Annotated in this window: 17 protein-coding genes, 1 other RNA gene and 2 pseudogenes; 16 read left to right on the forward strand and 4 right to left on the reverse strand. The window is 51.5% G+C overall.

Annotated features, from left to right (window positions below):
- The first annotated feature begins 76 nt into the window (after nucleotides 1-76).
- The 5 genes and pseudogenes from NDK47_RS00435 to NDK47_RS00455 all read left to right on the forward strand — a co-directional run bounded on the left by NDK47_RS00435 (nucleotide 77) and on the right by NDK47_RS00455 (nucleotide 4,115).
- Entirely contained in the window at nucleotides 77-1,462 is a 1,386-nt protein-coding gene (locus tag NDK47_RS00435) for a right-handed parallel beta-helix repeat-containing protein (RefSeq protein ID WP_251872946.1), read from the forward strand.
- Nucleotides 1,459-2,052: a nitrous oxide reductase accessory protein NosL gene (locus tag NDK47_RS00440; protein WP_251872947.1), complete on the forward strand. Its 594-nt coding sequence runs from the start codon at nucleotides 1,459-1,461 to the stop codon at nucleotides 2,050-2,052. The genes NDK47_RS00435 and NDK47_RS00440 overlap by 4 nt, the downstream gene beginning before the upstream one ends.
- Nucleotides 2,053-2,076: 24 nt before the next feature.
- A complete protein-coding gene (locus NDK47_RS00445) occupies nucleotides 2,077-2,895 on the forward strand; it encodes an ABC transporter permease (RefSeq protein WP_251872948.1) in 819 nt (272 codons plus the stop codon).
- A gap of 13 nt (nucleotides 2,896-2,908) precedes the next feature.
- Nucleotides 2,909-3,601, forward strand: a pseudogene (locus NDK47_RS00450) (ABC transporter ATP-binding protein); the annotation flags it as partial.
- A 172-nt stretch (nucleotides 3,602-3,773) separates the two neighbouring features.
- On the forward strand, nucleotides 3,774-4,115 hold the full coding sequence (locus NDK47_RS00455; RefSeq protein WP_251872949.1) for a hypothetical protein: 342 nt from the start codon (nucleotides 3,774-3,776) through the stop codon (nucleotides 4,113-4,115).
- 6 nt (nucleotides 4,116-4,121) lie between these two features.
- Here NDK47_RS00455 and NDK47_RS00460 read toward each other — a convergent pair whose 3' ends face one another.
- Nucleotides 4,122-4,430: a DUF4870 domain-containing protein gene (locus tag NDK47_RS00460; RefSeq protein ID WP_251872950.1), complete on the reverse strand. Its 309-nt coding sequence runs from the start codon at nucleotides 4,428-4,430 to the stop codon at nucleotides 4,122-4,124.
- A gap of 255 nt (nucleotides 4,431-4,685) precedes the next feature.
- On the opposite strand from NDK47_RS00460, the gene hmpA reads away from it, so the two are divergent.
- On the forward strand, nucleotides 4,686-5,906 hold the full coding sequence (gene hmpA / locus NDK47_RS00465) for an NO-inducible flavohemoprotein (protein ID WP_251872951.1): 1,221 nt from the start codon (nucleotides 4,686-4,688) through the stop codon (nucleotides 5,904-5,906).
- Nucleotides 5,907-6,010: 104 nt separating this feature from the next.
- Complete coding sequence (locus tag NDK47_RS00470; protein ID WP_251872952.1) at nucleotides 6,011-6,898, forward strand: DMT family transporter; 888 nt, start codon at nucleotides 6,011-6,013, stop codon at nucleotides 6,896-6,898.
- A gap of 21 nt (nucleotides 6,899-6,919) precedes the next feature.
- On the opposite strand, the gene NDK47_RS00475 is transcribed toward NDK47_RS00470, so the two are convergent.
- Nucleotides 6,920-7,810 (reverse strand): EamA family transporter, encoded by an 891-nt coding sequence (locus tag NDK47_RS00475; RefSeq protein WP_251872953.1) that lies wholly within the window; start codon nucleotides 7,808-7,810, stop codon nucleotides 6,920-6,922.
- 231 nt (nucleotides 7,811-8,041) lie between these two features.
- Here NDK47_RS00475 and NDK47_RS00480 point away from each other — a divergent pair, with 231 nt between their 5' ends.
- The 9 genes and pseudogenes from NDK47_RS00480 to NDK47_RS00520 all read left to right on the forward strand — a co-directional run bounded on the left by NDK47_RS00480 (nucleotide 8,042) and on the right by NDK47_RS00520 (nucleotide 15,967).
- The gene (locus tag NDK47_RS00480; RefSeq protein ID WP_251872954.1) at nucleotides 8,042-9,487 is read left to right on the forward strand and encodes an HD domain-containing phosphohydrolase; all 1,446 of its coding nucleotides are present in this window, start codon (nucleotides 8,042-8,044) and stop codon (nucleotides 9,485-9,487) included.
- 70 nt (nucleotides 9,488-9,557) lie between these two features.
- Nucleotides 9,558-9,822, forward strand: an RNA gene (gene ffs, locus NDK47_RS00485) — signal recognition particle sRNA large type.
- Between the two features lie 292 nt (nucleotides 9,823-10,114).
- Nucleotides 10,115-11,539 carry a PAS domain-containing sensor histidine kinase gene (locus tag NDK47_RS00490; protein WP_407653374.1) on the forward strand — a complete coding sequence of 475 codons (1,425 nt, stop codon included), beginning with the start codon at nucleotides 10,115-10,117 and terminating at the stop codon, nucleotides 11,537-11,539.
- A gap of 126 nt (nucleotides 11,540-11,665) precedes the next feature.
- Entirely contained in the window at nucleotides 11,666-13,384 is a 1,719-nt protein-coding gene (gene dnaX / locus NDK47_RS00495) for a DNA polymerase III subunit gamma/tau (protein ID WP_251872956.1), read from the forward strand.
- Between the two features lie 36 nt (nucleotides 13,385-13,420).
- Nucleotides 13,421-13,735 (forward strand): annotated as a pseudogene (locus tag NDK47_RS00500) (YbaB/EbfC family nucleoid-associated protein); the annotation flags it as partial.
- 36 nt (nucleotides 13,736-13,771) lie between these two features.
- Nucleotides 13,772-14,368 (forward strand): recombination mediator RecR, encoded by a 597-nt coding sequence (gene recR, locus NDK47_RS00505; RefSeq protein ID WP_251872958.1) that lies wholly within the window; start codon nucleotides 13,772-13,774, stop codon nucleotides 14,366-14,368.
- A 106-nt stretch (nucleotides 14,369-14,474) separates the two neighbouring features.
- Nucleotides 14,475-15,449 carry a CPBP family intramembrane glutamic endopeptidase gene (locus tag NDK47_RS00510; RefSeq protein WP_251872959.1) on the forward strand — a complete coding sequence of 325 codons (975 nt, stop codon included), beginning with the start codon at nucleotides 14,475-14,477 and terminating at the stop codon, nucleotides 15,447-15,449.
- Between the two features lie 12 nt (nucleotides 15,450-15,461).
- On the forward strand, nucleotides 15,462-15,689 hold the full coding sequence (locus NDK47_RS00515; RefSeq protein ID WP_251872960.1) for a DUF2508 family protein: 228 nt from the start codon (nucleotides 15,462-15,464) through the stop codon (nucleotides 15,687-15,689).
- A gap of 11 nt (nucleotides 15,690-15,700) precedes the next feature.
- Nucleotides 15,701-15,967, forward strand: a complete 267-nt coding sequence (locus NDK47_RS00520; RefSeq protein WP_251872961.1) for a pro-sigmaK processing inhibitor BofA family protein — start codon at nucleotides 15,701-15,703, stop codon at nucleotides 15,965-15,967.
- Between the two features lie 3 nt (nucleotides 15,968-15,970).
- Here the strand turns inward: NDK47_RS00520 and NDK47_RS00525 are convergent, their stop codons facing one another.
- Together NDK47_RS00525 and NDK47_RS00530 are read right to left on the reverse strand one after the other, a co-directional pair.
- Nucleotides 15,971-16,489: a hypothetical protein gene (locus NDK47_RS00525; protein ID WP_251872962.1), complete on the reverse strand. Its 519-nt coding sequence runs from the start codon at nucleotides 16,487-16,489 to the stop codon at nucleotides 15,971-15,973.
- A gap of 19 nt (nucleotides 16,490-16,508) precedes the next feature.
- Nucleotides 16,509-17,288: an alpha/beta fold hydrolase gene (locus NDK47_RS00530; protein WP_251872963.1), complete on the reverse strand. Its 780-nt coding sequence runs from the start codon at nucleotides 17,286-17,288 to the stop codon at nucleotides 16,509-16,511.
- Nucleotides 17,289-17,377 lie beyond the last annotated feature (89 nt).

Below are 17,377 nucleotides of genomic sequence, written 5' to 3' on the forward strand. Positions count from 1 at the left end.
TGGTCATAGTTGGAAAAGGGGCAAAGGGGGGAGACATCTGTTTACGGCGAAAAAATGTCAGATAAAGAGGCTATTCATGCGATGCCTGATCGCCAGTTTTGTCTTGGCAGTGATTCCTTTCCCTGTGACAATCAGTGCAGCTCCGCTCCAGGATCAGAAAGGCTTGCAGAGCATGATTGACCAGGCAAAGCCGGGTGAGACCGTCACGATTCCCCAAGGAGCCTATGAGGGACCGATTCGGATAGCCAAACCGCTCATCCTGCGCGGAGAGGGAAACGTAGTGATCAATAGCACAGGCCAGGAGGCGGTTCTGACAATTGAGTCCGATCAGGCGACGGTTCGAGACCTGCGTATTATCGACAAACGCATCAATGAACCGGACGCGTCTGTGGTTGTCCGGGGAAGTAATAACCTGCTGGAGAAGATCACGATTGAGACAATGGGAACGGGTGTACAGCTGATCCAGGCCCATCACAATACGCTCAGGGAGATGGTCATCGTGGGTGGCGTAAACGAACCTGAGACCGATACAGATACAGAGATTGACCATAGCAAACACAAGTTTCTCGCCCCGGTCAACACGGGCCCGGAACCCAAAAAGGGAAACGGCATTCACCTGGATCGAGCCAATTCCAACTGGATAGAAGCAAACCGGATTGAAAATATGTTTGACGGGATCTACGTAGAAAACAGCAATGCAAACCACATGACACAGAACTACGTCGAGAAGTCGCGGTACGGGTACCATTTCATGGGGACATCGGATTCAGCTTTGCTCGGCAACACAGGGAGTGCCAATGTAACCGGAGCGATGCTGATGGAAACGACGAGAGCAGATGTGCGGGAGAATCAGTTTATCAAGCAGCGGGAAAATCCCAATTCGCAGGGCATTCTGCTGTTTGACGTGACGGCGTCGACGATTCAAAACAATCTGATCGAAGGAAACCGGGTCGGTCTGTTTATGGAAAAATCAACGCAAAATGTCGTTTCCGGGAATCGTCTGGAGAAAAACTTCATCGGCATGCAACTGAAAGGTGCCGAACAGAATCAGGTTACAGCCAATCAGTTTATCGCCAATGTGATTCAGGGACAGGCGCAGACCAGCGCAGCCAATCGGTTGGAGGGCAACTATTGGGACACGATGCAGGGCATTGATCTGGACGGGGATCAACACAGTGACTTGCCCTATGAGATGAATCCGTTTTTTCTGGCGCTGACAGGTGCAGTACCGCCGTATCAGCTATTCTTTCAGTCACCGGGATTTGTCTTTCTGGAGGGGTTGTTCACAGCCAGCGCGGCAACCTCGATCCGGGACGAACGTCCGCTGATGGCTCCGGTTCATGCGGTGATGTCCTCTGCTGACAACGGACAGCCAACAGAGCGTTTGACAGTGATGGGCATCAGCGCAGCATTGCTGGCCTTAACGATACTATTAATTTATCTGGGAGTGAGACAAAAATGAAAAAATGGTCGTTTGCAGCAGGGATGATGATGATTTTATCGGCGGTGATGATTGGATGCGGAAAAGAGGCAGCGCAGCCGGTAGACATTGCCGAGGGTGTAGACAAGTGTGAAATTTGTCACATGGGCGTAGCCAATGACCAGCATGCCACGGAAATCCTCATGACAGACGGAAAGGCTTTGAAATTTGACGACATCGGCTGCATGTACCAGTGGATTGCAGAAAACGGAACTGAACAGATCGATGTCCAATATGTCCGCGATTACCTCTCCAAGGAGTGGGTGCAGGGTGAGCAAGCGACTTATGTCTACGATGAAAACTTCAAAACCCCGATGGGATATGGCATCTATTCCTTTAAAGAAAAATCAGCAGCGGATGCCTTCACCAAGGAGCAACAGGCAGGTACCGTGATGGTTGCTCAAGATTTGAAAAACCACACCTGGGAGTCGAGCATGAAAAAGCATAAAGCTGGCCACGGCGAAGGACATGGCGGGGGCCAAGCAGAAAATCATGGAGCAAGCCATGGAGAGGGTCACGGGGATGCCGGAAAAACCGGAGAACACACGCCAAGCACTGCAAATCACAACTAATCGATAACAGAGGAAGTGGCGAACGTGCATATCGATAAAATCGCCAAACGAGAGATCAAGATAGGCTTTCGAAATCCTTGGGCTTATTCGTTTATGGCCCTTTTTTCTTTGTTCAGCCTGGCGTTGCTGCTCATCCAATCACAAACCTACATGGAAGGGTATACGTACACGACAGGGACAATGCTCAACCTGATTTTGTATCTGCTGCCCCTGATGACCATGCTGTTGGCTTCCTTTTCTCTAACGGCAGAGAAGGAGGAAGGGAGCTGGCAGCTGCTGTCCACCTACGCCTTGACCACGACCGCATTTTTATGGGGAAAGTACTTTGGACTGGCTGTGGTGCTCGTCTCGATTGTCTGCTTTGGATACGGCTTTTCCGGCCTGATCGGTTCTTTCCTGGGGACGGGGTTTACGTTGTCAGCGCTTCTCTTTTTCCTGTTCTTTTCCATTTGCATCGTCCTGTTGTTTCTGGGGATCGCCATCGTCGTCGGGACGTTGAGCAGAAACCGCTGGCAAGCCCTGACGATTGGCGTCAGCATCTGGTTTTTCTACATTTTGGCCTGGCCGACCCTTCTCATCTCGGCGATGAGCTTTCTGCCCTACAAATGGATCAAACCGGTTATGCAGATCGCAACCTGCCTCAACCCTGCTGAGTTTGTCAGGATCTTTTCGGTCGTCAAAATGGGGGGCGGTTCCATTTTTGGCCCGGAATATTACAACTGGATCACCTGGATGCAATCTCCGTTCGGCATCATCGGGTTCATCGCCCTTTCTGTGATGTGGATTGTGTGTACGATGGCGATTGCCACATTGGTCTGGGAAAGAGGGAGATACCGTGACTAATACCGGACTGGAAATGGTACAAGTGATGAAGCGGATCAAGGGAAAAACGATCGTCCATCCCTTTGATCTGAAGATTGCTCCCGGGCAAGTGGTAGCTCTCTGTGGAGGCAATGGAGCAGGAAAAAGCACCATTCTGCGGATGATTGTCGGACTCTTGCAGCCTACCTCCGGGACGATTGAGCTAAATGGACTGAACCGGAAGCTGGACAAGGAGTATTATTTGCGGCAAATTGGCTATATGCCCGATCATTTTCATTTTGGAGCGGGTTTGACGGCGAGCGAAACGATTCGGTTTTTTGCCTCCCTCCGGGGGAGAACGGCCGCAGAAGCAGAGGAAGCACTTATTGCGGTAGGGCTTCATGAAGCGCGCAACAAACGGGTCTCAGTCTTTTCCAAAGGAATGCAGCAGCGCCTTTTGTTTGCCCAGGCGATTCTCGATAAGCCAGCCCTGGTCGTACTGGATGAGCCGACAAATGGTCTTGATCCCTACTGGATGGATGCCTTCGTCGATCTGGTCAGGAGCGTAAAGCAGGCCGGGCAAACGGTTATTTTCTCGACTCACCAGCTTCAGGTAGCGGAAGCAGTAGCGGATCAGGCAATTTTCCTGATGAATGGGAAAATAGCCCGCATGGGAACGATCGAAGAATACCGGGCTGAGTACGGAGCGTTAGGGCTGCAAGCAGCCTTTTCCAGCCTGGTGACACAGCAATTGCAAGGGCAGTTTGACGATCATGCAGGTGATAGCCTTAGCAAGATTCCTCCTTCAAGCCAAGGCTCAGATTCAGACGCAAGCCCCGGCTCAGTTACCTGCACAGTTGAAAGTGAGAATCGCCCGCCCGCATTCGTAAATATCACCATCAGAAAGCGTGAGAGTAAAGATGAACCATCCTAAAAAGCAAACGCCCCGTCTTATTACAGGCGGGGTTGTCGCAGTGGCGGCCATCGTCGTGATATTCTCTTTCGTCAAGGTTCCGTTCGGTCCCCACGGGGACACCAGGATCATCCTGGAGCATACACACCTGACTTATATTTCGCCCCCCTGTTATGAACAGGCGGAAAAAACCAATAATCTTGCAGAAACCACATGGGAAAAGGCGCAGGAGCTCTCGTACACCCCCGAATCAGCTTGCACTGAGCAATCCTTGAAGCCCATTGAGGTGCCGCTCTCCTACTGGCTGATGGAAAAGCTGGGAATGGCAAAGAGCAAATGGGACTGGTAAATTTGGTCAGCGGAAAAGCGAACCAAGGATCGGGTATGCAAACGGTCTGCCGCTCAACGAGTACAGAATGCCTTTGATCGGGTAGTACAAGGCCACCAGGCTAAACACAATAAAGAACGGAATGCCGATCAGGATGTAGCAGAAAGGGATCGAGATGGCAATCAAGACACCCATAATGATGTGAAAAAACAATGCTTGCAAAGCCGTGTTTTTCACATATCGATCGGAAATCAACAGCCAAACCAGCAGCGGAACGAGAATCGGAGCAAAAAAAGTACTCGCGTGTGTAATAGCTTTGATGCCTCTGTGATCCATCAGAGATCCTCCTAAATGAACAAATAATCATGTCAATACTATTATAATACAAAGACAGGACAGCTTTTGTAACGGTCATAAGCTCGATTTGAACATCCGGCTTAAGACGGAGGGCGTCGGCTCTACCTGATAACGCATGGGGAGCTGTTCACAAACCCTCCACGATTGATGTGACTCGAATCACAGAGGAAACCCTGCATACCTCCTTATACTGAGACATGTACAGGAAATGATCTCGGAAAAAGGAGGGCTAGCATGCTTAGCCAACAAACAATCGACATCATCAAATCAACCGTACCCGTCCTGGAAATGCACGGCAAGGCGATTACCACCAGGTTCTACCAAATATTGTTTGCCAAGCATCCAGAACTGCTCCATATATTTAACCACGCCAATCAAAAACAGGGACGGCAGCAAACAGCCCTGGCCAATGCGGTCTATGCGGCTGCTGCTCACATTGATAATCTGGAAGCGATTTTGCCTGCCGTCAAGCAGATTGCTTACAAGCACCGCAGCCTGGGCATCAAACCGGAGCACTATCCGATTGTCGGAGAAAATCTGCTGGCTGCCATCAAAGATGTGCTGGGAGATGCAGCGACGAAGGAGATTATCAACGCTTGGGCAGAAGCCTACGGCGTGATCGCCGACGCTTTTATCAGCGTCGAAGAAGGCATGTACCGCGAAGCCGAAGAGGCAGAGGGTGGCTGGAGAGATTTCCGGCCGTTTGAAGTGGTCCAAAAAGTGAAGGAAAGCGAGGTCATTACCTCCTTTTATCTGAAACCGCTGGATGGAGGCAAGCTTCCGTCATTTCTGCCTGGTCAATACATCAGCGTAAAGATGACCATACCGGGTCAAGCGTATACGCATATCCGTCAGTACAGCCTGTCAGATCGCCCAGGGAAAGAGTATTACCGCATCAGCGTAAAACGAGAGGATGGCGCAGGAGAAACCCCGGCGGGGATCGTCTCTCAGTATCTCCATGAACAAGTGAAAGAGGGAGATATTTTGCCAATCAGCGCGCCAGCCGGTGATTTTACGCTCGACATGACAAAAGAGACACCTGTGGTCCTGCTGAGCGGGGGTGTCGGGCTTACGCCTATGATGAGCATGCTGCAGGCGATTGTCGAATGCCAGCCAAATCGTCGGGTTACGTTTATTCACGCGGCACGCAACAGCCTTACACATGCGATGCGGGAACAAGTAACAGCAGCCGTCTCCGGGCATCCACAGTCCGTTTCCTACGTGGTGTATTCTGAGCCGACAGAAGCGGATCGGACACACGGCAGTTATGACCGGGAAGGTTTCATTGACTTGCCTTGGCTTCAGTCCGTTCTGCCCGACCAGCACGCCGAGTTTTATTTCTGCGGACCGGTTCCGTTTATGAAAGGCGTTTATCGGGCCTTGCGTGAATGGGGCGTGCCCGAAGAGCGGATACACTTTGAGTTCTTCGGCCCTATGGGCAGTCTGGTTGAATAAATGCCTTCTCCCTCCGCAACATCGGCTGCGGAGGTTTTTCATTTTCCAGAAGCTTGTTCCCTGCCTGCTCCTTTATAATGGAGAATGGTTGGGAGTGTGATCGTGTGCCTACAAAAAAACAACTTCTTTGGGCCGACCTGTCCTTATTTTTGATTGCTTTAGCTTGGGGCTATACCTTTATCCTGTCAAAGGATCTGCTGACGGAGTTAACCCCGTTTGCTTTTACCGGGTCGCGCTTCCTGATCGCTTCGGCTATCCTGCTGCCGTTTGTATGGAAACGGCTGAAATACGTCAGTCGTCAGGCATGGCTGCAAGGAATCCTTTGCGGGATCGCACTGTGCGCAGCGTATACCCTGCAAATTCTCGGAATCGATCAGACGACTCCGGGAAAAGCCGGCGTCATTACCGGAACAAATGTGATTTTGGTACCCTTCCTCTATTTTCTCTGGAGAAGATTGCCGGTCAAAAGAGGGGCGATACTGGGTAGTCTGCTCGCATTTATCGGGATCCTGTGCTTATCGGGAGAGGGTGACTGGGGCGGGTTAACATATGGGGATCTGCTTGTTTTTCTTTGTGCCCTCTTTTTTGCCCTGCATATCCTGATGGTGGACAGGGTTTATGAAAAGCACGGGGACATTGATACGCTTTCTTTTGTGATGATTCAATTGCTGGTGGTGGGAGTTATCGATACCGTGATCGCGGCCTTTTCTGAGCCGATTCCCCGCAATCTCAGCGGGTACGGCTGGTTTGCTTTCTGGTTCGACTGCCTGTTGGGGACGCTGTTGGCCTACGTTGTACAAATCAAGGCACAGCAATTCTCACCGCCCGTTCACGTGAGCATTCTGCTTTCTTTGGAAGCGGTGTTTGCCTTTCTCTTTTCCTGGCTATTGTGGGGAGAACCGCTGACCGCGCTGGTTGTCATCGGAGTCCTGCTGATGCTGACCGGAATTTACGTGACAGAGCTTTCTGACCACAGGGGAGAAACCCCATGAAAAACTCCCGCGCCTGCGCCTTTACGCCAGGGGTGCGGGAGCTTTTTTGTTGCCTCTTTGACGAGCCCATTCCGGCAGTACGATCCCAACCAGAATAATCACCACGCCGATCCATTGAAGCAGGCTGACTGATTCCTGCAGGATGATGTAGGAGGAAAAGACTGCCATTGGCAGCTCGGCCGCCCCCAGAATGCCTGCCATCGCCGGACCCGTATGCGGGACACCAAAGGTAAAACAAAGGGTTGGGACAAACACACCAAACAGGGCAAGCGGAAAAACGTAGCCAAACAGGCCGTCGAACAGTACGCCGCTTGTCAGAAAGGATGGCGGATAGACAAGAAACACCAGGAGCATCGAGCCTGTAGACATCAAGGACGTACGCAGCCAGGAATTGACTTCCGGTGCCGCTTTTCCGCTAAAAAAGATAAACAAGGTATACGAGACGGCAGCAGCCAGACCAAAGGCAACGCCGGTCAGCGTAAACGAACCGATTCCTTTGTCGATGACACCCCCCGCCAAAAGAGTACCGCCAAACAGTAGGATCAGCGAGCAGAGAGTGGCTTTGGAGGGCTTTTTACGTGTCAAAATCGTCTCCAGCAAGACGCTCATCCAGGTAAACTGAAATAGCAGAACGATCGCGATCGAGGCCGGTATGTGTTGCAGGGAGTTGTAATAGAGCAATCCGGTAGAGCCAACAGGAAGGCCGACCGCCAGCAGCAGCAGGAGACGTTTTGGAGAAGGCTTTTGACGCAGGGTGAACAGCGCGGGAATCCACGTAAGCAAAAATCCGAAAAACATCTGCCCGCCTACCACTTCACTTGGTGAATATCCTTGGCCATAGGCCAGTTTGACAATCGTGGACAGGATTCCGTAGCTGCAAGCACCCAAGAAGACAAGCAGTATGTATCGCATCAGCATGTAACCCCTTACCATCAAGTTATCCCTCGCTAGGATAATACGAATGGTGCCTTTTGTCTATGTACGGAAAGTGATGTAGCGAGAATTCTGGCAAATCCCCAAAAAATAGGTTTACCGCCGCCCCAGATGTGGAAGGTATTGAAGTGTCACCTGAATCTGGAACAATCGGATAGATTCGACTTTTTATGAGAAACCAGATAAAAACGGGCCGAAAAGGGGAGGCAGATGTTTACAAAAGTGAAAGATCGAATATTTGCAGCTTTGCTTTTCCTTTGCCTTATCCCCATATTGCTTGTTAGTCTGATCAATTACAAAGCAGCCGAGACGGCGCTGCTAGGGCAGTACACTGCAAATATCAGGGAGCACCTGCTTCACCTGGACCATCAACTCTCCCTCTATCTCAAGGACAGTGGCGTTCCGGAGAACCAAGACGGGGGCTGGCTGCTTGCCCGCCGCCTCCATCAAGCGAACGGGCATTCACCTGGGGTACTGGTGTCTGAGTGGGGGGCGGATCAGGTAGAAAGGTGGCTGCAATTGGGTAACCAAGCCTCTCCGACCACGCTTTTTATCTTTTCTCCTGACAACATGTTGCTCTCACCGGACAAGGCGAGTGCACAAAACACGGCGAATCTCCTGACGTTCGTCCATAATAATCAGGGCAAGGAAGTGGCGCTGTATTCAGATGGGAAAGAAAGCATGTATCTATTTCACTATCGCTCACCCGAGACAGGCATGACATATGTAGAGTTGCTGCCGGAGAGTAAAATAAACAGGGACCTTTCGCCATTGAAGAGGAATTTGCTCGTTGTAACGATCCTGGTCATATTGTTTGCGGCAATCGTCGCCCGGAAGATCGCCCAGTGGTTTGATGCACCGATACGATCCTTGATCGAAGCCACAGAAGCTCTGCAGCAGGGAAATTTTTCCATAAGGGTCAAGAAGCATCGGATGGCTGAAATTGCCCAGCTGGAGGAAAAATTCAACCGGATGGCTTCTCAGCTTCAAGCGCTGATCAAGCGGGAGCGGGATTATATGCAAACGGGGCTGGATCAGATTGTGCGCAGCTTCTATCTGGCGGTGGAGATGAAAGATCCCTACACGGCCGGACACAGTGAGCGGGTAACCGAATACGCCCTAATGATTTACGATCATATGAATACCAGTGAAAAAGTCGGGTTTACCCGTGATGATCTGCGGTATGCCGGACTGATGCATGATATCGGGAAAGTAGCAATTCCCGATCGCGTGCTGCTGAAAGAAGGAAAGCTGACAAATGAAGAGTATGAACTGATCAAGCTTCACGCCTCGATCGGTGCCAATATCGTGAACCAGATCATCAGTCTTTCACACGTAAGTCCCGGCGTCCGCCATCATCATGAACGCTGGGATGGCAGAGGGTATCCGGACAGACTGTCGGGTACGGACATTCCGCTGATGGGCCGAATACTGGCTGTCGCCGACACGTTTGATGCGATGACCTCGACTCGTTCGTATCGAAACGCCATGACGCTGGAAGCAGCTCACGCCGAAATCCTTCGATGCTCGGGCACACAGTTTGATCCTGAGATCGTGCGTGTATTTTGCGAAGCCTTTCGATCTGGAGCCTGTCACTTGCTGCTGCAACAGATGGATCAAAGAAAAGGCGAGGTGCCGATGGCCGCTCAATCATAAGGAGGAGTTTCCCTCCTTTGGATGGGTTTTTACCTTGCGATCAAGGTTTATCTCTGGTATGCTATCATTACCGTGCTAGACGGGGAGGTTGCGGTGCCCTGTAACCTGCAATCCGCAATAGCAGGGTTGAATTCCTATCAGAGGTCTTCTCATGTGAGGCTGCCTTATGGTGGCGGTGTTGAGGAGCGGGTCCTGTGCAACGTGAACCCATGAACCTGGTCAGGTCCGGAAGGAAGCAGCCATAAGTGGATCATCACGTGTGCCGCAGGGTAGCCTGTTCTGAGCTGCAGCCATAAGTAACGCTTGGATGGGCTTGATCGAAGATAGGTGCACGGTACATATAACGAAAAGCAAACGGTATGAATCCACGTGGATCATACCGTTTTTTGACATTTTGAAACAAATGCCGCCTCTTAAGACTGCTAGTGGCAGTACTTACGGTTGGTTCAGACGTATAATCACGAACGATTCGTGTCGGTTTGACTACTTTTGTTGTTTTCTGACGATCTCTAGCGAAAACATTTCCAGTAAAAAATGGCTATATCAGCAGGTTATTACCATTTTTTCGACGAATTTGTTAGGGGAATGCAAACGCTTGTAAAACGCGAAGGTCAGGAGGGACAAGCTGTGGGAGGATCACTGGCATTACATCTCGTCGGCTCGTCCAATCGATTGAAACAGTTTGCGCAACAGATGCCAACTGCCATTTTCCTGGTAGACCAAGCGGGAACTATCGTTGAAGTGAATGAAAAGCTGTTGCGAGTCACGGGCTATCGGTATGAAGAGTTGGTCAATCAGTCCTTTCAACACCTCTTGCCTTATCCCGGCACGATCAAACAATTGTATGAGGAGCTCATGCATCGGGGACCAGACCAGCCGATGGAAGTGGATTGGCGGGATTGCCAGGGCAGGACGGGAAAAACCCCGGCGATGATCATGGTCCAGCAGGGAGAGCAACCCGTGTATTTCGTTCACCTGTTTCAACTGGACAAGGAGACTCAGGGAAATCTGTCCCAGCGACTGGTAGACAAGCTGACTAGCGACAGCAGCCTGGGACTGTTTGTTCTGGACGAGCAAGGGCTGATTGTCGAAGTCAGTCACATGGCCTGTAAACTGCTTGGCATGAACCGTGTTGACGTCATCAACAAGCATGTCGACCAGGTGTTTGCCGGCATTCCGGAAGATCATCGGTTGCTCAAACGCGAGCTTTTGGACGGGGTCAAGCTGTACAATATGGCCACATCCTGGACCAATGACAACCAGCGCTATGAATTGATCGTCGATGCAAGCACGCTTCAGGATGACAGCGGCAAGACGGTGGGCGCCTATTTTCTCTTTAAGGACATCTCCAACTTTCGTTCCTTTGAGCAGAAAATCGAGCGCAATGAACGCTTGGCCATGATTGGTCAAATTGCGGCAGGTACCGCCCATGAAATCCGCAATCCTCTCACTTCTATCAAAGGGTTTTTACAGATGTTTTTACAATCCTTCAGTGAAAATGGGATGGATCGGGAACGGACTTATACCGAGATCATGCTGACGGAAATCAACCGGATTAATTCGCTGGTCAGTGAGTTTTTGTTATTGAGCAAACCGCGTGATGTTCAATACGCCATCGTGGATCTTAATATCGTTTTTGAAGAAATCCTGCCGATTGTGGAATCGCAGGCGCTGTTATACGGAATTGATGTCCAGTTTTCCTCGCGGGGAAACCTGCCACTCGTGGTTGGGGATAATGAACTGCTGAAGCAGGTATTTATCAATATATGCAAAAACGGCATTGAGGCCATGGGGGAGCAGGGTACCCTGAATATCTCCCATCACATAGATCCCGACGGTGACAAGGTGAGCATTGATATCAGAGACACAGGCCCCGGAATTCCCCTGTATATTGTTGACAAAATATTTGATCCATTTTTCACAACAAAGGAAGAGGGAACAGGGCTGGGACTGTCCGTTTGCCAAAAGATTATCCACGATATCGGCGGGCAGATACGCTTGTCCTCGAAAGGATACGGAACTACCTTTCACATCCTCTTGCCCTACTTGTAAACAAAACCGCAAAAAACCGCGTCCCGCGTGCATCACGGGGCGTTTTCTTTGTACGAACACAAACGGATGTTGTATAATAGATGAGATTCGGACAAGGACTTTGCAGATTGGAGTGTCACTTAAAACATGGCTTACACCGCGCTGTATCGCGTATACCGACCGCAAACCTTTCAAGACGTGGTAGGACAAGAGCATGTGACCGTCACTCTGCGCAATGCCTTGCGGGAGCAAAGACTGTCTCACGCTTATTTGTTCAACGGTCCCCGAGGCACGGGTAAAACCAGTGCAGCCAAGATTATGGCCAAAGCTGTAAACTGCGAGCAGCCGCAGGATGGCGAGCCGTGCAACCAGTGCGCTACCTGCAAGGCTATCACCGATGGCTCTGTGACCGATGTACTGGAAATTGACGCAGCATCCAACCGGGGCGTGGAAGAAATTCGGGACATCCGTGACAAGGTGAAATTTGCCCCAAGCGATGTCAAATACAAGGTTTACATTATTGACGAAGTGCATATGCTGACGACGGAAGCGTTTAACGCCTTGCTGAAAACGCTGGAGGAGCCTCCTTCCCACGTCATCTTTATTTTGGCAACAACAGAACCCCACAAGCTGCCGGCGACGATTATCTCCCGCTGCCAGCGCTTTGATTTCCACCGGATCTCACTGCGCGAGATGGTCAGACGGCTCTCCTACATCTGTGAGTCACAACAGGTTTCCGTGGAGGAGCAAGCACTGACACTCGTTGCCAAGATGGCAGAAGGCGGCATGCGGGATGCATTGAGCTTGCTCGACCAGGCGATCAGCTATAGCAACGAGAAGATAACGGCCGCTGATATCATGCAGATCACGGGGACGGTATCCCAAGGGTATTTTTCTACCCTGGCCCGCTCTGTCGCCAACCGGGACGTGGCCCAGGTCATGGAACAGTTTGACAAAGTGATGGTCCAGGGGAAAGACCCCGAGCAGTTTTTGCATGATTTTCTCTACTACTATCGAGATATGCTGCTTCTGAAAACCGCTCCCCATCTGGAAGAAATCGTGGAGCGGACGATGATTGACGACCAGTTTGCCCAAGTAGCACAGCTATATGAAATCCCGCATCTATACAGTGCGATTGAAGTGTGCAACCAATCCCTGGCCCAACTGAAGTGGTCGACGTACGCCCGGGTGCTGGTGGAGTTGACGCTGGTGAAATTATGCCAACTGCCGGGGCAGAGTCCTCAGCAGGGCGCGACCCAGTCGGCAGCGGTATCTAACACAGCGAGCGGCGAGGACCTGGCTGGTTTGGCAAATCGCATCCGCCAACTGGAGGAAAGACTTGCGCAGCTAGCCCAGGGCCAAGGTCTTCAGTCCGGGCAAGCCCAAGCGGAAGAGCCACGGAAACAGGAAGCTCGCCGGCCGGTTGCAGCTGCAGGCGGCGGGTCGCGAACGCCAATGAATCGGGTCCGGGAAGCGGCGATGGCTGTAAATGAGGCTTTGAGCCGTCAGGTCCGCGGACAATGGAGCCAGATTTTGGCCGATGTGAAAAAGGTCAAGATTCAGTATCAAGCCTGGTTGGTCAATGGGCAACCAGCAGCAGTCGGCAGTGATTCTGTCGTTGTGACCTTTACAAGCCCGATCCACTGCGACAAGACGATGGAACCTGAACTGAAAAACGTGATTGAACGGGCGATTCTCGGCGTCGTTGGCAGACCGCTGCAGCTCCTGTCAGTGATGGAGGAGGAGTGGCAGTCCGTCTATCAGCAAGCTGCGCAGGGAGATGCCCAGAAGCAGGAGGAACAGGATCCGTTTGTGGCCGAAGCGATCAAACTGGTCGGCGAAGGTCTTGTGGAAGTGAAGGAATAAAGTAGCACATCCCATACATTCTTTAAGGAGGACACCCACGTGAAAAACATGCAGCAAATGATGCGTCAGGTTAAGAAAATGCAGGAAGAAATGCAAAAAGCCCAAGAAGGATTGAAAGAAAAAGTAGTGGAAAGCTCCGCTGGCGGCGGTGCGGTTACGGTAAAAGCAAACGGCCACAAAGAAATTATTGAAATTGCGATCAAGCCCGAAGTGGTGGACGCGGAGGATGTCGAAATGCTGCAGGATCTGGTTTTGACTGCGGTTAACGATGCGCTTCGCAAGGTAGATGAGCTGGTCGGCAAGGAAATGGGACGCTTTACCGGAGGGATGAACATTCCGGGATTGTTCTAGTCGCACAAGTCAGGCCTATTGAAGGAGTAGAAAGCGATGTTTTATCCCGAACCGGTCTCAAAATTGATTGAGGGTTTTATGAAACTGCCGGGAATTGGTCCAAAAACGGCAGGACGGCTGGCGTTTTATGTATTGAATATGAAAGAGGATGATGTACTGGATCTGGCCAAGGCGCTGGTCAATGCCAAACGCCAGCTCCATTACTGTTCCGTGTGCAACAATATTACGGATGTGGACCCCTGCCATATCTGCCGTGACAAACGGCGGGACGGCTCTGTTATCTGTGTTGTGCAAGAGCCCAAGGATGTAGTGGCGATGGAAAAAACCCGCGAATTCGAAGGGTATTACCATGTCCTGCACGGCGCGATTTCTCCGATCGAGGGGATTGGACCGGAGGATATCAAAATTCCCGACCTGTTAAAGCGACTGAGCGATGAACAGGTAAAGGAAGTAATTCTGGCGACAAACCCCAACATCGAAGGGGAAGCAACAGCCATGTATATCTCCCGACTGATCAAGCCGTTTGGGATTCGGGTGACCCGGATCGCTCACGGACTTCCAGTGGGCGGGGATTTAGAATACGCGGACGAGGTCACTCTGACCAAGGCATTGGAAGGACGCCGCGAACTATAAAGGGGCCGGGAGACACCGGAAAAGACAGGCAAGCCTGTCTTTTTTTTTCGAATGAACGACTTTTTTGATGGGACGAGACATAAAGTGTAACGGGGAGAGTGAGACAATGCTGAATGGACCGGGGCTGCTGCTCTCGGGAAGAACCCAGCCAGATCACGCAAAAAGTTGGGCTGCTCTCTTGTTTGCAGGCTATTGGTTGATGTTTGCCGCGGAGTTTTTCATGATTCGGTTGGAGCAAGGAACGGACGGATTATGGGTGGCTACTACGGCAGAGGAACCTGCACAGTGGTTGGTACTATCCATTTTATGTGTAAGTGGCCTTAGTTTCCTGATCTCGATTGGTTATGTGGTGCAGACTGTACGAAGTCGAGGAAAGCAGGATTGGCTGTGGGCTCCGACAGAAGTGACGGGCTCGGATGTCCTGCACGTGGTGGCATGGCTGCATCTGTTTCAGACATGCACGCTGCTAATGTACGGACTCTTCCTGCCCTCTACCTTATTTCCAGCGGGCACTCTGGGAAGTTTTCTGGAGTCGGCCTCCTATCAGCTTTTTATCCTGATTCTGGTGCCTGTGTTGATGCGAGGTCGCTTGCGGGAGATCGGGGTGAGCCGGCCGCGGAATCTGGGAGTCATGATCGTGATTTTGATTGTGCTGTTTTTGGCCGTGATGCTTCTGCTGGATGCTGCGGTGACCAAACCGTTTGCCAACTGGCTGGGACTCGCGCTGGATTCTGATCGGGAAAAACTGATCGAACAGGAAATTGTCCAAGCTAAAGACGGGAATCCCTTATCCATTTTAGCCGCCCTCTTCGTGATCGGCGGACTGGTTCCCATAGCGGAAGAGCTGTTGTTCCGAGGTGTGGTGCAAACCTACCTGGTGAATCGACTCGGCGCTTTGATCGGCATATTGCTCAGCAGTCTTTGGTTTGCCCTGATGCATGTGGATGTTGCTTTATTTGCTCCGCTGTTTGTCATGGGTCTGTGTTTGGGTTTTTTGCGATATCGTTTTCAATCGATTTGGGGAGCGGTTCTTTTGCATGCGCTCAACAACATGGCCGGAGTGCTTTATTACTTCCAATAGGGGGAAGGAAACATGGGCATATGGAGACAACCCAAACCGACAGTCAGTTGGACTAAGGGGGTTCTCGAGGCAGCCGTCGACAGAGCGCGCCTCGATTGGCAGCAAGCTCGCCATTTGATGGAACTGAGCGAGCCTGACAACCGATTGGATAATGCCATTTACTATCTGCAGCTTACCGAAAAGCGCTACATGTACCTGCTTTCGCATGTCAAAAGGGAGCAGGCCTATCAACAAGCATAGGAGGAGTGACCATGACCTCAGGGTGGATCATCGCCTTGCTCGTGGCGGGGTTGTTAGTGGTAATCGCGGCCAGCAAATCAGCGTGGAAGCCGATTCGCTGGATTGGACTGGGTGCGATGCAACTGGTGATTGGCGCGGTATTACTGTTTTTCGCCAATCTGATTGGCGATCTGGCTGACTTTCACATTCCCATCAATCCGGTTACGGCTCTTGTGACGGGTTTGCTCCGCCTGCCTGGGCTGGCTGCCCTGATCATCATCAAAATGTGGCTCCTATAAGCCTTACCCATCTGTCAGGAGAAAGGCGACACTGCGGTTCTCATACTTGACCCGGCATTGTTTGGGCAGACGAAACGAGAGCAAAAGGGCGAAAAGCCGCGGGATGCCTGTGATGATCGTTCCGGCCAAAAGAGTAAGTCCATAGGGGGAGGGCAACCAGACGTACAGGGCTGCTGCCAGAAATAAACTGCCCCCGAGGACGGTCGATTCTGCGCCGCGATAGGCGGCTAGCGGGACAGGCAGCCTGAAGCCGGCTCCCCACCACGGGGAGAACAGCATGTCGGGGGTCGTCTGGGGTGCGTGACCGCGCAGAAACACGTACAGACGAAACAGACAGAGATGCAGCAAAGCGATGCCTGGCCATACAGCCAAAGAGACGATCAACGAGGGGATCGGAATCGCTAGCCAGCGGGCAGAAGCGGTCACAAACAAAGCAAATAGCAGAAACTGCAGAAAGATTCCGGCAAACCGCCAGCGGAACCGACGCACCAGTTTATAGCTGTAGATGGTTTGATTCTTCATACGTCACGTCCATTCGAGCTCAAGATGAGAATAAAGGAGCGAGGCACCAATCCGGGTCACGCAGCAATGGATGGTGATCGCCGCCGCGAAGCACGTGAAGCATCCATTCAGGACGCTCTTTGCAGGCAACACGGACAGGCTCGAGAGGAGCCACCTGATCCGCGTCTCCGTGCACGAACGACACCGAGAGTGTTTTCGGGAGGCGGCGTAAATCCTTTTTTACATCATGGTTGAAAATAACCTCTTCCAAAGAGGAGGAGAAAGATTGCCAATGGTGAGTGGTGACATCCTCCAATACTTCTCGGGGATAAAGCTGTAAGAAAGCGGGAATTTTAGTCAAAAAACGGCCAAACAGTTTTCTTCCGGCAATGCAACCGGCAATGGCCAGGAATCGGTTCGTATAAAGCAGGCCGTAAGGAAATCCCATAGCTGCCGCCGCGTCCGCTCTATTGTCAAAACAAGGAAGACTGAGCAAATGCAAGCGATCGACCTGTTCGGGATACCTTGCTGCGTAGGCGACTGCCAAAATGGCGCCCATCGAGTGGCCGACCAGCGTAAAGGGCGGCTCTGAAGCCAATGCGCGTCGAAGCTCCTCCACATGTCGGTCGACCGAGTAGATCGCATCGAGGGGCTTTTCCGATTGACCAAACCCGAGCGGGTCGACCAGCAGGAGCCGCTTTCTTTCCGCCAGATTGGCAACACGCTCTTCCCAGTACCGGTGCGTGCCTGTAATGCCGGGTAGAAATACCAACGTACGGCTGCCTTCTCCAAGCTGTTTTACAAACAAAGAAGAGTTCACGTCAGTGACACCACGCTTTTCCATCATCTCTATCTATTATGTCATAGCCTTCCATGTTGAGGAAGACGGATTGACTTCCTTTCATCCGG

The organism is Brevibacillus ruminantium (genome assembly GCF_023746555.1).
GTDB classification, from domain to species: Bacteria; Bacillota; Bacilli; order Brevibacillales; family Brevibacillaceae; genus Brevibacillus; species Brevibacillus ruminantium.

Coding starts and splice junctions, on each gene's coding strand:
- NDK47_RS00475 (WP_251872953.1), bottom strand. CDS start 7,810: ATGCGATACATACTGCTTGTCTTCTTGGGTGCTTGCAGCTACGGAATC.
- recR (WP_251872958.1), top strand. CDS start 13,772: ATGTTTTATCCCGAACCGGTCTCAAAATTGATTGAGGGTTTTATGAAA.
- hmpA (WP_251872951.1), top strand. CDS start 4,686: ATGCTTAGCCAACAAACAATCGACATCATCAAATCAACCGTACCCGTC.
- NDK47_RS00455 (WP_251872949.1), top strand. CDS start 3,774: ATGAACCATCCTAAAAAGCAAACGCCCCGTCTTATTACAGGCGGGGTT.
- NDK47_RS00510 (WP_251872959.1), top strand. CDS start 14,475: ATGCTGAATGGACCGGGGCTGCTGCTCTCGGGAAGAACCCAGCCAGAT.
- NDK47_RS00435 (WP_251872946.1), top strand. CDS start 77: ATGCGATGCCTGATCGCCAGTTTTGTCTTGGCAGTGATTCCTTTCCCT.
- NDK47_RS00460 (WP_251872950.1), bottom strand. CDS start 4,430: ATGGATCACAGAGGCATCAAAGCTATTACACACGCGAGTACTTTTTTT.
- dnaX (WP_251872956.1), top strand. CDS start 11,666: ATGGCTTACACCGCGCTGTATCGCGTATACCGACCGCAAACCTTTCAA.
- NDK47_RS00515 (WP_251872960.1), top strand. CDS start 15,462: ATGGGCATATGGAGACAACCCAAACCGACAGTCAGTTGGACTAAGGGG.
- NDK47_RS00440 (WP_251872947.1), top strand. CDS start 1,459: ATGAAAAAATGGTCGTTTGCAGCAGGGATGATGATGATTTTATCGGCG.
- NDK47_RS00520 (WP_251872961.1), top strand. CDS start 15,701: ATGACCTCAGGGTGGATCATCGCCTTGCTCGTGGCGGGGTTGTTAGTG.
- NDK47_RS00525 (WP_251872962.1), bottom strand. CDS start 16,489: ATGAAGAATCAAACCATCTACAGCTATAAACTGGTGCGTCGGTTCCGC.
- NDK47_RS00480 (WP_251872954.1), top strand. CDS start 8,042: ATGTTTACAAAAGTGAAAGATCGAATATTTGCAGCTTTGCTTTTCCTT.